This is a genomic window from Gordonia oryzae (assembly GCF_003797185.1).
In the GTDB taxonomy this organism is placed as follows: domain Bacteria; phylum Actinomycetota; class Actinomycetes; order Mycobacteriales; family Mycobacteriaceae; genus Gordonia; species Gordonia oryzae.
In genome coordinates this window covers 179,950-193,301 of record NZ_RKMH01000006.1, presented here as the reverse complement: position 1 = coordinate 193,301, position 13,352 = coordinate 179,950, and the positions used below count along the sequence as shown (strand labels likewise).

General features: G+C 66.5%; 12 protein-coding genes. 6 read left to right on the top strand and 6 right to left on the bottom strand.

Going from position 1 to position 13,352, the window contains the following annotated elements:
* Position 1: 1 nt before the first annotated feature.
* The 3 genes from EF294_RS09655 to EF294_RS09645 all read right to left on the bottom strand — a co-directional run bounded on the left by EF294_RS09655 (position 2) and on the right by EF294_RS09645 (position 2,401).
* Positions 2-493 carry a beta-class carbonic anhydrase gene (locus tag EF294_RS09655; RefSeq protein WP_123928785.1) on the bottom strand — a complete coding sequence of 164 codons (492 nt, stop codon included), beginning with the start codon at positions 491-493 and terminating at the stop codon, positions 2-4.
* A 107-nt stretch (positions 494-600) separates the two neighbouring features.
* On the bottom strand, positions 601-1,374 hold the full coding sequence (locus EF294_RS09650) for an isocitrate lyase/PEP mutase family protein (RefSeq protein WP_123928782.1): 774 nt from the start codon (positions 1,372-1,374) through the stop codon (positions 601-603).
* Positions 1,361-2,401: an ABC transporter substrate-binding protein gene (locus EF294_RS09645; RefSeq protein ID WP_123928779.1), complete on the bottom strand. Its 1,041-nt coding sequence runs from the start codon at positions 2,399-2,401 to the stop codon at positions 1,361-1,363. The genes EF294_RS09650 and EF294_RS09645 overlap by 14 nt, the downstream gene beginning before the upstream one ends.
* A gap of 275 nt (positions 2,402-2,676) precedes the next feature.
* Between EF294_RS09645 and ctaD the strand changes: the two genes are divergently transcribed.
* From ctaD to EF294_RS09625, 4 genes are read left to right on the top strand one after another with little or no spacing between them, the layout of a single operon-like run.
* Positions 2,677-4,446 carry an aa3-type cytochrome oxidase subunit I gene (ctaD, locus tag EF294_RS09640; protein ID WP_123928776.1) on the top strand — a complete coding sequence of 590 codons (1,770 nt, stop codon included), beginning with the start codon at positions 2,677-2,679 and terminating at the stop codon, positions 4,444-4,446.
* A 14-nt stretch (positions 4,447-4,460) separates the two neighbouring features.
* A complete protein-coding gene (gene serB / locus EF294_RS09635) occupies positions 4,461-5,747 on the top strand; it encodes a phosphoserine phosphatase SerB (RefSeq protein ID WP_123928773.1) in 1,287 nt (428 codons plus the stop codon).
* Entirely contained in the window at positions 5,744-6,493 is a 750-nt protein-coding gene (locus EF294_RS09630; RefSeq protein ID WP_123928771.1) for a peptidyl-tRNA hydrolase, read from the top strand. The genes serB and EF294_RS09630 overlap by 4 nt, the downstream gene beginning before the upstream one ends.
* Positions 6,490-6,966 carry a cupin domain-containing protein gene (locus EF294_RS09625; RefSeq protein ID WP_123928768.1) on the top strand — a complete coding sequence of 159 codons (477 nt, stop codon included), beginning with the start codon at positions 6,490-6,492 and terminating at the stop codon, positions 6,964-6,966. Before EF294_RS09630 ends, EF294_RS09625 begins: the two co-directional genes overlap by 4 nt.
* A gap of 6 nt (positions 6,967-6,972) precedes the next feature.
* Here the strand turns inward: EF294_RS09625 and EF294_RS09620 are convergent, their stop codons facing one another.
* The gene (locus EF294_RS09620; RefSeq protein ID WP_123928764.1) at positions 6,973-7,962 is read right to left on the bottom strand and encodes an LLM class flavin-dependent oxidoreductase; all 990 of its coding nucleotides are present in this window, start codon (positions 7,960-7,962) and stop codon (positions 6,973-6,975) included.
* Positions 7,963-8,140: 178 nt separating this feature from the next.
* On the opposite strand from EF294_RS09620, the gene EF294_RS09615 reads away from it, so the two are divergent.
* Together EF294_RS09615 and EF294_RS09610 are read left to right on the top strand one after the other, a co-directional pair.
* Entirely contained in the window at positions 8,141-9,007 is an 867-nt protein-coding gene (locus EF294_RS09615) for an ABC transporter ATP-binding protein (RefSeq protein ID WP_123928761.1), read from the top strand.
* Positions 9,008-9,124: 117 nt separating this feature from the next.
* On the top strand, positions 9,125-9,967 hold the full coding sequence (locus tag EF294_RS09610) for an NUDIX hydrolase (RefSeq protein ID WP_123928758.1): 843 nt from the start codon (positions 9,125-9,127) through the stop codon (positions 9,965-9,967).
* A gap of 430 nt (positions 9,968-10,397) precedes the next feature.
* On the opposite strand, the gene ligD is transcribed toward EF294_RS09610, so the two are convergent.
* Both ligD and EF294_RS22030 read right to left on the bottom strand, forming a co-directional pair.
* On the bottom strand, positions 10,398-11,387 hold the full coding sequence (ligD, locus tag EF294_RS09595) for a non-homologous end-joining DNA ligase (RefSeq protein ID WP_123928755.1): 990 nt from the start codon (positions 11,385-11,387) through the stop codon (positions 10,398-10,400).
* Between the two features lie 23 nt (positions 11,388-11,410).
* A complete protein-coding gene (locus EF294_RS22030) occupies positions 11,411-11,608 on the bottom strand; it encodes a hypothetical protein (protein ID WP_246007775.1) in 198 nt (65 codons plus the stop codon).
* Between the last annotated feature and the right edge of the window lie 1,744 nt (positions 11,609-13,352).

The window sequence follows — 13,352 nt, the reverse complement described above, 5'->3', positions numbered from 1 at the left end:
CTCAGTCGGTGACCTCGGTCAGCGTGCCGGTGGCCACGTCGAAGATGAATCCGCGGAGTGAACTGGTCTTGGTGACGAACGGGCTGTTGCGGATGCGCGTCAACGACTGCCGCACGTCCTCCTCGACGTCGGGGAAGGACTCGGCCGCCCATGCCGGCTTCTGACCGATCTCGTTCTGGATGTCGCGCTTGAATTCGTCGTCGGTGAACGTGAGCATCCCGCAGTCGGTGTGGTGGATAAGGATGATCTCGGTGGTGCCGAGCAGTCGCTGGCTGATGGCCAACGATCGGATCTCGTCGTCGGTGACGACGCCACCGGCGTTGCGGATGACATGGGCCTCGCCCTCGTTGATCCCCAGCGCGCGGTAGACGTCGAGGCGGGCGTCCATGCAGGCGACGACCGCGACGTGACGGCTCGGTGGCAGGGGCAGGGGACCGGAGAAGGTCTTGGCGTACTCGGCGTTGTTGGCCAGGTACTCATCGGTGACAGTCATTCGTCCACTGTGCGCGCCGGCACGCCCGGGGCGCGAGGGTTGCGATCACGACGGGCCGAACACCTCGGCGTCGGCGCATGTATCGGCGCCCGGTCCGCTTTGGGCGCTCACTGCCAGCGGGCCAGCAGGTCCTTCGATCGTGCGGCCAGATCGGCCTGCCAGAACGGACCGAAGCTGATCCGTCCGACGCCGAGCTCGGCCAGGTGCGTGAGCGAATCCTCGGCGGGCACGGCGATCGCGTTGACCGGCAACGGCAACGACGAGGTGAGCTCGCGCTGCACCGCGTCGGTGTGTCGGCCGACGGGGTAGAGGCTGCTCGCCCCGGCCTGCGCACAGAGCGTCAGACGTTCGATCGCGCGGGCCACGCGGTCGGTCTCGGCGCCTCCGGCACGCAGGAACAAATCGGTCCGTGCGTTGATGACGACCGGGACACCGGCGGAGTCGGCGGCGGTGCGCAACGCGCCGACGAGTTCGGCGTGCTCTCCGGCGGCGCGCAAACGTCCACCGTCGGCGTGCACGGTGTCCTCGATGTTCAGACCCACCGCTCCGGCGTCGAGTAGTCCGTCGATCAGTGCGGCCGGCGACCGGCCGTACCCCGACTCGACGTCCACCGACACCGGAAGGTCCACCGCTGCGGTGATCTGGCGGACGCGGGTCAGTAGTTCGTCGAAGGTCATGCCCTCGTGGTCGGCGCGACCGATCGAGTCGGCGACCGGATGGGAGCCGACGGTCAGCGCCGCGAACCCGGCGTCGGCGGCCAGGGCCGCCGACCACGCGTCCCAGACCGTGGGCAGCACAACCGGGCTGCCGGGCACGTGCAGATCGGCCAGGGTGCGGGCGAGGGTGACCAGGTCAGGAGTTGCTTCTTCAGGAATTGCCATTCAACGACTTCTTCACATCGTTGAGCACGAGCCACGCGGCCGCCAAGCCTGTTCCGCTGTACCAGATCTCGTCGTTGACCGAGAGGACGCGCTTCCAAGTGGGTGCGCCCATGTTGAGCCAGCGATCGCTGAGCAGAACCTGTGTGCCGTGATCGAGGCCCCCGTCGCCGTCGAAGGATACATAGATGAGGTCGGCGTCGGCGTCGGTGAAGTTCTTGTCGGTGACGGTGAAGCTGTCGGCACCACGCTGTGGGGCGGGGCGCTGCACGCCGATCGTCGTCAGGATCTGGCCGGCGAATGTACCGGTGCCGGCGATGATCTCGGTGTCCTTGGTGAATCGCACGAGCGACACCTGGTTGTGGGCGGCATCCATCCGTGTACCGGTCTTGGTGGCCTCGTCGGTGAATTCCTGAAGGAGGCGGGTGCCGTCGGCGGAGCGGCCGAGGGCGGCGGCCACCGCCTGGAAGCGTTCCTGCCAGGTGCCGTCGGCGATCGTCGCCGTCTTCGTTCCGGTAAAGGACTGTGCCGAGCTTGAGGTTGCCGGGGTGGTGAGCACGATGTCTGGGGCCGCGGTGCGGGCCGCCGTCGGATCGGGGGTGGTGCCGATCGCCGGAACCGAGGTCAGCTGCGGTCCGAGATAGGCGGGGACCGAGCCGGGGGCCGCGGTCACTGCGGTCACTTTGGGGCCGATGCCCAGGGCACAGAGATCATCGAGCAGCGCCGGGTCGGTGACCACGATGCGCCTAGGGTCGGTGCGTGGGTCGGAGGCGGTGGTCGGTGCCAGGCAGGTGCGCGAGTAGTCGCGGTCGGCGGAGACGACGTTGACCTGGGCGATGCGGGTGGTGGAGGTGGAGATGGTCTTGCCATCGGGGGTGGTCAGTAACGGCTGATCGTCGGAACAGGCGCCGAGCGACAGGGTTGCGACGCACACCAGCACTGCCGTGGCAACCACGCCACGCCTGCTCGACCGACTCCGAACACTGTCGCCGGATCCGCGTTCGACCCGTTCCTCACCGCCACCCTGCACCCGCCCAACCTAGCAGGGCCGCCACCGCACCCGCCCGAGCTTGTCGCCGCCGGGCCGCACGCCGTGGCGGGACGTTCCGGCGAGCCTGGCGCGTCGGCTCCGGTGCTGGGGTTGACCTGCGTCGATGGTGCCCACGAGAAATCATGTACGACAGATCGTAGGACCCACTCGGCCAGGGTGGGTGCAAGGGTTTAGGATCGGTACCCAGCGCTCGGTTTGTTCATGTGCCGACCGGCGGACATCGCATCCCGACCGGTCGGGCAAGAGGAGGATCTGTGACCGCGGTAGACCAGCCCACCACGCAAGTGGCACCAGTACGTCCGTACCCGGAGCGCTTTCAGCCCAAGGGTTCGTTCATCTACAAGCTGATCACCACGACCGATCACAAGTTGATCGGCATGATGTATATCGTCGCCTGCTTCGCCTTCTTCCTCATCGGCGGCCTGATGGCACTGCTGATGCGTGCGGAGTTGGCGCATCCGGGTATGCAGTTCCTGTCGACCGAGCAGTTCAACCAGCTGTTCACCATGCACGGCACGGTGATGCTGCTGATGTATGCGACCCCGATCGTGATCGGGTTCGCCAACTTCGTGCTCCCGCTGCAGATCGGCGCCCCCGACGTCGCCTTCCCGCGGCTCAACGCCTTCGGGTTCTGGCTGTTCGTGTTCGGTTCGACGGTCGCCATCGGTGGCTTCATCACCCCGGGTGGTGCAGCCGACTTCGGCTGGACCGCCTACACCCCGCTCACCGACGCGATCCACTCTCCCGGTGTCGGCGCCGATCTGTGGATCATGGGCCTCGGCGTCTCGGGTCTGGGCACCATCCTCGGTGGCGTCAACATGGTGACCACCGTCGTGTGTCTACGCGCCCCCGGTATGACGATGTTCCGGATGCCGATCTTCACCTGGAACATCCTGGTCACCACCATCCTGATCCTGATGATCTTCCCGCTGCTGACCGCGGCCTTGCTCGGTTTGGAGGTCGACCGTCAGTTCGGTGCTCACCTCTACGACCCGGCCAACGGTGGTGTGATTCTCTGGCAGCACCTGTTCTGGTTCTTCGGCCACCCCGAGGTGTACGTCATCGCGCTGCCGTTCTTCGGCATCGTGTCGGAGATCTTCCCGGTCTTCTCCCGCAAGCCGCTGTTCGGCTACTCGGGTTTGGTGTATGCAACGCTGGCGATCGCTGCGCTGTCCGTGGCGGTGTGGGCTCACCACATGTACGTCACCGGCGCGGTCCTGCTGCCGTTCTTCTCCTTCATGACCTTCCTGATCGCAGTACCGACCGGTGTGAAGTTCTTCAACTGGATAGGCACCATGTGGAAGGGCCACATGACGTTCGAGACGCCGATGCTGTTCTCGGTCGGCTTCATCGTCACCTTCCTCTTCGGTGGTCTCACTGGTGTGCTGCTCGCCAGCCCGCCGCTGGATTTCCACCTTTCCGACAGCTACTTCGTCGTCGCGCACTTCCACTACGTGCTCTTCGGTACCATCGTCTTCGCGACCTACGCCGGCATCTACTTCTGGTTCCCCAAGATGACCGGACGCATGCTCGACGAGCGTCTGGGTAAGTGGCACTTCTGGCTGACCTTCATCGGTTTTCACACCACGTTCCTGGTGCAGCACTGGCTGGGTAACGAGGGTATGCCGCGTCGTTACGCCGACTACCTGCCCTCGGACGGCTTCACCACGTTGAACGAGATCTCCACAGCCGGCGCGTTCATCCTCGGTCTGTCGACGCTGCCGTTCCTGTGGAACGTCTTCAAGAGCTACCGCTACGGCGAGGTCGTGACCGTCGACGATCCGTGGGGCTTCGGCAACTCCCTCGAATGGGCGACCAGCTGCCCGCCGCCGCGCCACAACTTCACCGAGCTGCCCCGCATCCGCTCGGAACGCCCGGCCTTCGAGCTTCACTATCCGCACATGATCGACCGGATGCGAGCGGAGGCTCACGTCGGCCCGGGCCACGGGCATGACAGCGAAAGCGCCGAACGTATCCGGCGCGACCCGCTCACCGTCGGCGACCACGAGTCCTCCGCCGACTGACGCGGCGCAGCGCGGTGGGCGGCTCCCCGGATTCACACACCACTTCCGCACCCGGATCGGTTCACGCCGCTCCGGGTGCGGTTGCGAAGGCGACTCTTCTGATCACCGTCACCGGACCCGATAAACCCGGTGTCACCTCGGTACTCATGGGTGCGCTTGCCGGACAACAGGTTTCCCTGTTCGACGTCGAGCAGGTCGTCATCCATGACCGCTTGACGCTCGGTGTCCTCGTCGCTTGCGACACCGACCCCGAGCAGGTGCAGGACGTCATCGAGCAGGCGATGAGTTCAGTCGGGATGGATGTCCACGTCGAAGTCGGTGGACAGTCCGGAAGCCATCAACCGTCGACACACGCCGTGGTGCTGCTCGGCAGCCCGGTAACCGCGCGCGCTTTTTCCGCGGTGGCAGCCGAACTCGCCGGGCAGGGCGGCAACATCGACTCGATCCGCGGGGTGGCCGACTATCCGCTCACCGGATTGGAATTGATGGTCAGTGTCGGTGGACGCGACGACGTCGCGGCCGACGCCGCGCTGCGCAAGGGTCTCGCGCGAGTGGCCACCCGCCACTCCATCGATATCGCGGTCGAACGCGGGGGTCTCGCGCGACGGGCCAAGCGACTCATCGTCTTCGATGTGGACTCGACTCTTATCCAGGGCGAGGTCATCGAGATGCTCGCCGCCCATGCCGGCCGCGAGGCCGAGGTCGCGGCTGTGACCGAGGCGGCGATGCGCGGTGAACTGGATTTCGCGCAGTCCCTGCATCAACGTGTCGCCGCGCTCGCTGGACTCGACGCGAGTGTTCTCGACGACGTCGCCGCGTCGCTGGAGCTGACGCCGGGAGCGCGCACCACGATTCGCACGCTGCACCGCCTGGGCTATCACTGTGGAGTGGTGTCCGGCGGGTTTCGTCAGGTGATCGACGGGCTCGCCCATGAGCTGGAACTCGATTTCGTGCGGGCCAATACCCTGGAGGTCGTCGACGGAACCCTCACCGGTCGGGTCGTCGGAGAGATCGTCGACCGGCCCGGCAAGGCCAGGGCGTTGCGGTCGTTCGCCGATCAGGTCGGGGTGCCGATGGAACAGACCATCGCCGTCGGCGACGGCGCCAACGACATCGACATGCTGTCGGTGGCCGGTCTCGGTATCGCGTTCAATGCCAAGCCCGCACTTCGTGAGGTCGCCGACGCCGCGCTCAGCCACCCGTTCCTCGACGCGGTCTTGTTCATCCTCGGCGTCACCCGCGACGAGATCGAGGCTGCCGACGCCGCCGACGGGGTGCTGCGCCGGGTTCCGCTGGAATGACCGGCGCCGGCCCTGATGTACCTGATGCGTTCGAGAACGATCACCATCGGCTGACAGCTTATGTCGGCGGTCACGACGACCCGCCGGATCCCGCCGACGTGCTCGCCATGCAGATGGTGCTGCGCATCGAGAAAGCCGATCCGCCGCACCGCGCCGAGCTTCTGGTGGCCGCCGCCCGTGCCGTCGCGCTGCTGTGCCTCGACGACCGATCCGGTGGCGACGGTCCGTGGTCGGCGCCGATGGACGCCTGGTGTGACGCGCGTATCCGCAAGATCGCGCGACGCGCCCGTGGTGCGCAGTGGGCTGCCGCACAGGAGGTCTGGGGCCTCACGGCCACCGAAGGCGGCGCGCAGGCCCGCGCCCTGGTACCCGGTCGGGTCGGCGACGTCGACAAGCGCATCTCCCGATTGCAGATCGGCGGTACCGAGGTCGGCGGTGATCTGCCATCGGCGCCCGGCAGCCGCGGGGTGTGTCTGTGGCTGGATCCACGACTGGAGATGACGGTCGGGAAGTCGGCGGCCCAGGTGGGTCACGGCGCCATGCTCGCGGTGAAGCTCCTCGATGAGGCCACCGCCCGCGACTGGCGCGCGGCCGGGTGTCCGTTGATGGTGTGCTCCGCCGAGGAATCCACCTGGACGCGGCTGCTCGCCGCAGAACGTGCCGGTGAGGCGGTGGCCGTTCGGGATGCGGGCTTCACCGAGATCGCACCGGGGTCGGTGACCGTCATCGCGGAGGTGATCGTATGACGAAAGATCACGCGGCATTGCCGGAGTGGGCGCAACCTCTGGGTCTGACGCCTCACCCGGAGGGCGGCTGGTACGCCGAGACGTGGCGCAGCGAACTCACACTGCCGGCGGCGTCGCTGCCCGGATACGACGGCGACCGTGCCGCGGGCACCGCGATCTACTTCGTGCTGCTGCCCGGCGAGGAATCGGCCTGGCACACCGTGCGCGGGGCGGAGATGTGGCTGTTCCACCGCGGTGCGCCGGTGGAGCTCGATCTCGGCGGTGACGGTGCTGTGCCCCTCGGCGCCGGGCCCACCGGCATCGCGCACATCGAAACGATCGTCGTCGGACCCGACATCGAGGCCGGTCACCGGCCGCAGGCCCTCGTGCCGCCGGGGCACTGGCAGCGGGCGCGAGCCGTGGGAACAGAAGCGGCGCTGGTCAGTTGCGTCGTCGTACCCGGATTCGAGTTCGCCGACTTCCGGCTGGCCTGACGGCGCTCAACTCGCCGGGACCTGCGCCGGCGCCAGGTGCTCCAGCGTCTGCAGCCATACCTGCCGGTCGGGGGCGATCGACGCGACGATCACCTCGTCGGCGTCGGCATGTCCGGCGAACCAGTCGAGATAGTCCCGTACCTCGTCCGGGGTGCCGACACCGCAGTAGGTGAGCATCTCGTCGATCTGGCGTCCCTGTGGCATCGACAGGATCGCATCGGCGTCCTCGTCGGTGAACTTGCGTCCGCCCCGGCCGAACAGCGCGGAGACCCGATGCCGCTTGGCCTGGTGGAGTTGGTCGCGGGCGCGCTGCGGATCCTCGTCGGCGATGACGCAGGCCCCGGCGATCACATACGGCTCGGCCAGTTGCTCCGACGGCCGGAACTGCTCTCGGTAGATCTGCACCGCCTGGGTCAGCGCGGCGGGCGCGAAATGCGAGGCGAAACCGTAGGGCAGGCCGAGCGCCGCGGCGAGTTGCGCACCGAAGAGCGACGACCCGAGGATGTAGAGCGGCACGTCGGTACCGTTGCCCGGCGTCGCGCTCACCCCGGCCACTCGCGAATGCCCGGTGAGATACCCCTGCAGTTCGAGAACGTCGTTCGGGAAACGATCGGCGGCGGCCATGTCACGGCGCAAGGCTGCAAACGTGTTCTGGTCACCGCCGGGCGCGCGGCCCAGCCCGAGATCGATACGACCGGGATAGAGCTCGCCGAGGGTCCCGAACTGCTCGGCAATCGTCAACGGCGCGTGATTGGGCAACATCACCCCGCCCGAGCCGAGCCGGATCGTGGAGGTGCGCGCCGCGATGTGGGAGATCAGCACCGCGGGCGCCGACGACGCGATCGACGACATGTTGTGGTGTTCGGCGTACCAGATGCGTTCGTAGCCCCACTTCTCGGCGCGGATGGCCATGTCGGTCGAGGCGGCCAACGATTGGCCGACGGTTTCGCCGGTGCCCACCTGGGCGAGGTCGAGGATCGAAAGAGGCACACTCATGCTCAGATCAAGGTCGTCGGGCACGTGGCTATTCCCTTGCCCGATCCCGACTTTGGTCCTCCCGCACACGGTTGCGCCGGCGGTGTCACGCCGGGGTCGGTGCACCCTCGGCGGACCCCGGCACCGGGCGGACACGCCTCGCGAGGATGGTGCCCACGGGCGCGGTGAGTAGGGCACGATGGAGTCCGTGACCGCCAGCGATCCCGTGTCCGACGAGCCCACCTCCGACCCCGACCTGTTGATCGACTTCCGAGACGTCGCGGTCGTTCGCGGCGGAACGTCCCTTGTCGGTCCGGTCACATGGCAGGTCGAACTCGACGAGCGCTGGGTCGTCCTCGGTCCTAATGGTGCCGGCAAGACCACCCTGCTGCGTATGGCCGCGGCTGAACTGCACCCGAGTTCCGGCATCGCCTTCGTGCTGGCCGAGAAACTCGGCAAGGTCGAGGTCCGCGAATTGTCCACGCGGATCGGCGTGGCCAGTGCGGCGCTGGCCGACCGCATCCCCGACGACGAGGTGGTCAGCGACGTCGTCATCTCCGCCGGCTATTCGGTCATCGGCCGGTGGCGGGAGACCTACGACGACGTCGATCGGGCGCAGGCGCTCGAATCCCTGGAGTCGATGGGTGCCGAACACCTCGCCGATCGGGCTTTCGGCACCCTGTCGGAGGGTGAACGCAAGAGGGTTCTCATCGCCCGGGCATTGATGACCGATCCCGAACTGCTGTTGCTCGACGAACCGGCCGCCGGACTCGACCTGGGCGGGCGTGAAGAGCTCGTCGAACGGCTCTCCGCGCTGGCCGCCGACCCCGACTCACCGGCGATCGTGCTCATCACCCACCACGTCGAGGAGATCCCCGCCGGGTTCACCCACGCCATGCTCCTGTCGGAGGGGGCCGTGGTGGAGCAGGGACTGCTGAACAAGGTGTTGACGAGCAAGAACCTGTCGACCGCGTTCCGCCAGCAGATCACCTTGTCGAAGGTCGACGGCCGGTTCTTCGCCCGCCGGTCCCGCCGCGCCGGCGGGCACCGGCGTTCCGCCGGCTGACGAGTCGCCGCGGTCGATCGGGATCGGCCGCCCTGGATGCGGTTGTGCCACGGCCCGGCGATAGTGTCGACGGGTGTCCCGGCACACACCTCGGCCGGGACGGGTTGGAGGTCTTCGATGGCAGGGACGTCGGCACCGCAGGCCGCGCCGTTACGTGACGCGGCGACCGTGGTGCTCGTGCGCGACAGCGGCGAGAACAGCGGTGGTGGTGCCGACAGCGGTGGCGGGATCGAGGTGTTCCTGCAGCGCCGCGTCAAGCAGATGGCGTTCGCCGGTGGCATGACGGTGTTCCCGGGCGGCGGGGTCGACCCCCGTGACAGCGACGCCGACCTCGCCTGGACCGGACCCGCGCCGCAGTGGTGGGCCGAACAATTCTCCACCACAACCGAACTCGCGCAGGCCCTGGTCTGCGCCGCGGTACGCGAGACGTTCGAGGAGTGCGGCGTGCTGCTCGCGTCGTCGGGTGCGGAGTTCCCCGACCCCGCGACGTTGCGTGACGACCGTGCTGCCCTCGTCGACAAATCCCTGTCGTTCGCCGGATTTCTCCGCGCCCACGGCCTCACGTTGCGCGCCGATCTGCTGCGTCCGCTGGCGCACTGGATCACCCCGGTCAACGAGAAGCGCCGCTACGACACCCGGTTCTTCCTCGCGGCCGTCCCGCCCGGTCAGGAACCGGACGGATCGACCACCGAGGCCGACGTCACCCGGTGGGCGAGCGCGCAGGACGCGATCGACGCATGGTCGGCGGGTAAGCACTTCCTGCTGCCCCCGACGTGGGCGCAGTTGACGGAGGTGGCCCGATACACGACCGTGGCCGATCTCCTCGACGCCGAGCGCACCATCGAGCCGATCGAACCGGTGGTCAGCGCTGGAAAGGGGTTGTCGGGATTGGCCTTCACCCGGTCCGATGACTACTTCGCCGGTCTCGGCGATCAGCTCCCACCCGACATCACCCTCTAGTCCCGAGACGCGGGTCGATAGAGCTGCCAGCCGACCCCCAGATCGAGACCGGACGCGCGCACGACGTGTCGAGGGAGATCGACGGGCCGGCCAGTGCCCCCGATCCGGACGTAGGCTGTCCGCCCGTAGGGCGTGCAGGGCCATCTCGGCGACCGGACCGTGCAGCGCGCGCTGGTGGCGCTCAACACGCTCGTCACCGGTGAATGGTCGACGAGCAGCGCCGGCATCCGGCGCCTGGGAAAAACGCGTGATCGCCGAGGCCCGACGCGCCCGCTTCGATCCCGACGAGCAGCCTCTTCACTAAGCGCTCAGTGTGGAGTCGGCGACACTGACGGTCGACACCTTCGATTGGGCGCTGGAGGCGCTCATCACCGGAATCGTTGTGCGCGTACGGCTCTGAGCGCTCTCTGGCGTCCCACTCCGTGGGGTCCTACTCGTCGAGGTCGACGATGGCGGCGGCGTCGGTCGTTTCGCCCGCAGCCTCGTCGCGATCTGCCCACTCGAGGAGGTGATCGAGGCGGTGGGCGACGTCGTCGATCTCGGCGTGCAGGTCACCGAGTTCGGCGAATCGTGCAGGCATCGTGGCGATGGTGAAGTCGTCGGGTTCGGCGTCGGCGATCTCCGACCAGGTCACCGGCGCCGACACGGTCGCCCGCGGGTTGCCGCGCACCGAGTACGCCGCGGCCATCGTGTGGTCCCGGGCATTCTGGTTGTAATCGACGAACACCGCCGACGGGTTGCGGTCCTTGCGCCACCAGGTGGTCGTCACGTCCGCGGGACTGCGCCGCTCGACCTCTTTCGCGAATGCCAGTGCCGCACGACGGACCTGGGGGAAACCCCATTCCGGGACGATCCGGACGTAGATGTGCAGGCCGCGCCCGCCGGAGGTTTTCGGGAACCCGCGGATGCCGAGTTCGTCGAGGACCTCGTGGACGACGCCGGCGACCCGGCGAATTCGTGCGAAGTCGCAGTCGGGCATCGGATCGAGGTCGATTCGCCACTCGTCGGGCGATTCGGGATCGGCACGACGGGAGTTCCACGGATGGAACTCGACCGTCGACATCTGCACCGCCCAGATCACGCTGCCCAGTTCGGTGACGCATAATTCGTCGGCGGTGCGTCCGAACCGGGGAAACCACAGCTCGGTGGTTTCCACCCAGTCGGGAGCTCCGGCCGGAATCCGCTTCTGGTGCACCTTCTTTCCGTCCACTCCTTGGGGAAAGCGGTGCAGCATGCACGGACGCTCCAGCAGCGCGCGCACGATGCCGTCGCCGACGGAGAGGTAGTAGTGAGCGAGATCGAGTTTGGTCTCGCCGCGCTCGGAGAAATAGATGCGGTCCGGGCTCGACAGTCGGATGGACCGTTCGCCGACGGTGAGCATCACCGGATCCCCTGCGTTACTCGCTGCCGACGGGGCCATCTCCGCTCCTCTCGGGCCGTGCGTCAGCCGACGTCGCGCCCTGATGTGCAGTCTGCCATCGCGGTGGCGTGGGTGACGACAGCGGCGCGTCTGCTCGCGGCGTCGCCGGGCGGCTCCGGCACTGTCTGTAGCAGAGCGCTCAGCGTCCACCGGCCGACGACCGGCGAGATGACACAGAAGAGCAGTTGTTCGGCTCCGGTACAGCCCAGACCGGAGAACATCGCGCGGAATCCGGTGATGTTACTCGCACACAGAGGGTTTCGCCCCGTCGGCCGGGAGCTGGGGTAGATGCGGGTGCTCGGCGCACCGGTCGGACAGTGCTCCGGCGCAACGCCCAATCGCCTCGGGGCCGACGCCGCCGGGGTCGATCCCCCTACTGATGTCGATGCACGGCAAGTACTCATTGGGCTCTTCCGGTTTGACGGTTGCCTAGAATGCGTCGCAGCGGCCTCTCGCGTCTCGTTGGGGTCTCCGATAATCGATCCGCACCATCAGAAAAACAGCACTCCGATCAACAAGCCGCCAACGAAACCAAGGGCTGGGTAGACGATTAGCCAGCCTATCCATCCAGTGAGAACTCTACGGAGTCGTGACATTACCCTAGCGGTCCTTCCCGAGATAGCACATTCAATTCGATCGTGCTGATATCTGGTTCAAGCGCCTTCCATTCCTTTATCGGGGCTGTTGAAGTGATTACGGTCAACCCCGATCTGCTCGCGCTTTGCAGGGGATACGTATGATGGACCCTGCGGACTGCCGGTGTGAGGCCTTCGTGATTGAATGCCCCTTCATCGACGCTGAGTAGGCCGTCGTCAGATACATGGTGGCCAAAGACAACACTCCGATAAAGTGGCGCAATATCTTTGTCGGTCGCAACTGGCGACAAGCTCAGGGTTTCATACGAATCGAAGTCAAAGTACTGGATGACTGTATTCGGAACAAAGTCACCTTTCGGCGCCGGGTGAAGAGATATCGTACTCGCCATCACAGAATGCGCCTCAGGGGAGCCCGCTTCACGCCACTCTGTAGGAATGGCAACCTTGGCCGTCTCGGAGGGAGCGCGAAGCCTAGCCGCACTTCCCGACTCGCGAGCCACCTGCTCTACGGCTATAAGGCTCATACGAACTCCCCTGTGACAATGACCTAGTGAAGAGAACTACCGATAATGAGACCAGCCATAATGGCGGCAACGGTAGGGGCTGAGTACAGCTGAAGTACCCAAACATTAGTGGACGGCCGAAAGAATTCTGAGAACGTGTACAGCGGCTGCACGGATGACCGATGTGACGTGGGCTTTTCCCTATTTCGTTGCCGGTGTCGAATCATCCGATGCACTAGGTTCTCCTCTTACTGTCAGTCAAACAGTCCCTTGATCCACCGGGCAGCGTCCGCGCCGGCCTGACTTCCGACCGCAGCACCGATACCTGCACCAACAGCGGTGCCGATGGGGCCAGCGAAGGGTTCCGATCGCCGCTCCCGCCGCCGGGCCGCCCAGCGTACCCCGGCTAGCGAGCCGACGTTGAGATCCAGTGGTTCTCCGGTGATCGGATTGATGAACAGTGACGTAGCGCCGTCGTTGTCACCGGTGGCGGATTGTCCGGTGACGGTGGTGACGATGAGTCCCTGTTCTGAGGTTGACCCCGTTCACCGGACATCCCGATGGCCGGCGCAACGCTGGCAAGGGAGGATGGAGTGATGGGCGCAAAGCCGAAGAGCTATACGTCCAAGTATCGGCGTGAAGCTGCTCATGTGGTGATCGACACCGGCTGCGCGCGATAGCCGAGGTTGCGCCTGAGCAGTTGCCGGGTCGGTGGCCAGTGCGAGGTCGCGGATGTATGAGCGGACCGATTTGGAGCGGTGGCGCCATCAGGTCGCAGAGTTGCGGATGAACCGCGAATTTCGAGAAATGCGGCCGCCTTCTTCGCTGCGGAGAGTGCGGCGCTGAGCAAGCGTACGTCGTAGTCG

Bases quoted from the DNA above. Each gene is read 5' to 3' on its own strand.
- EF294_RS09655 (WP_123928785.1), bottom strand. From the start codon at position 493: ATGACTGTCACCGATGAGTACCTGGCCAACAACGCCGAGTACGCCAAG.
- EF294_RS09610 (WP_123928758.1), top strand. From the start codon at position 9,125: ATGGCAGGGACGTCGGCACCGCAGGCCGCGCCGTTACGTGACGCGGCG.
- EF294_RS09650 (WP_123928782.1), bottom strand. From the start codon at position 1,374: ATGGCAATTCCTGAAGAAGCAACTCCTGACCTGGTCACCCTCGCCCGC.
- EF294_RS09630 (WP_123928771.1), top strand. From the start codon at position 5,744: ATGACCGGCGCCGGCCCTGATGTACCTGATGCGTTCGAGAACGATCAC.
- EF294_RS09620 (WP_123928764.1), bottom strand. From the start codon at position 7,962: ATGAGTGTGCCTCTTTCGATCCTCGACCTCGCCCAGGTGGGCACCGGC.
- EF294_RS22030 (WP_246007775.1), bottom strand. From the start codon at position 11,608: ATGTTCTCCGGTCTGGGCTGTACCGGAGCCGAACAACTGCTCTTCTGT.
- ligD (WP_123928755.1), bottom strand. From the start codon at position 11,387: ATGGCCCCGTCGGCAGCGAGTAACGCAGGGGATCCGGTGATGCTCACC.
- EF294_RS09625 (WP_123928768.1), top strand. From the start codon at position 6,490: ATGACGAAAGATCACGCGGCATTGCCGGAGTGGGCGCAACCTCTGGGT.
- EF294_RS09615 (WP_123928761.1), top strand. From the start codon at position 8,141: ATGGAGTCCGTGACCGCCAGCGATCCCGTGTCCGACGAGCCCACCTCC.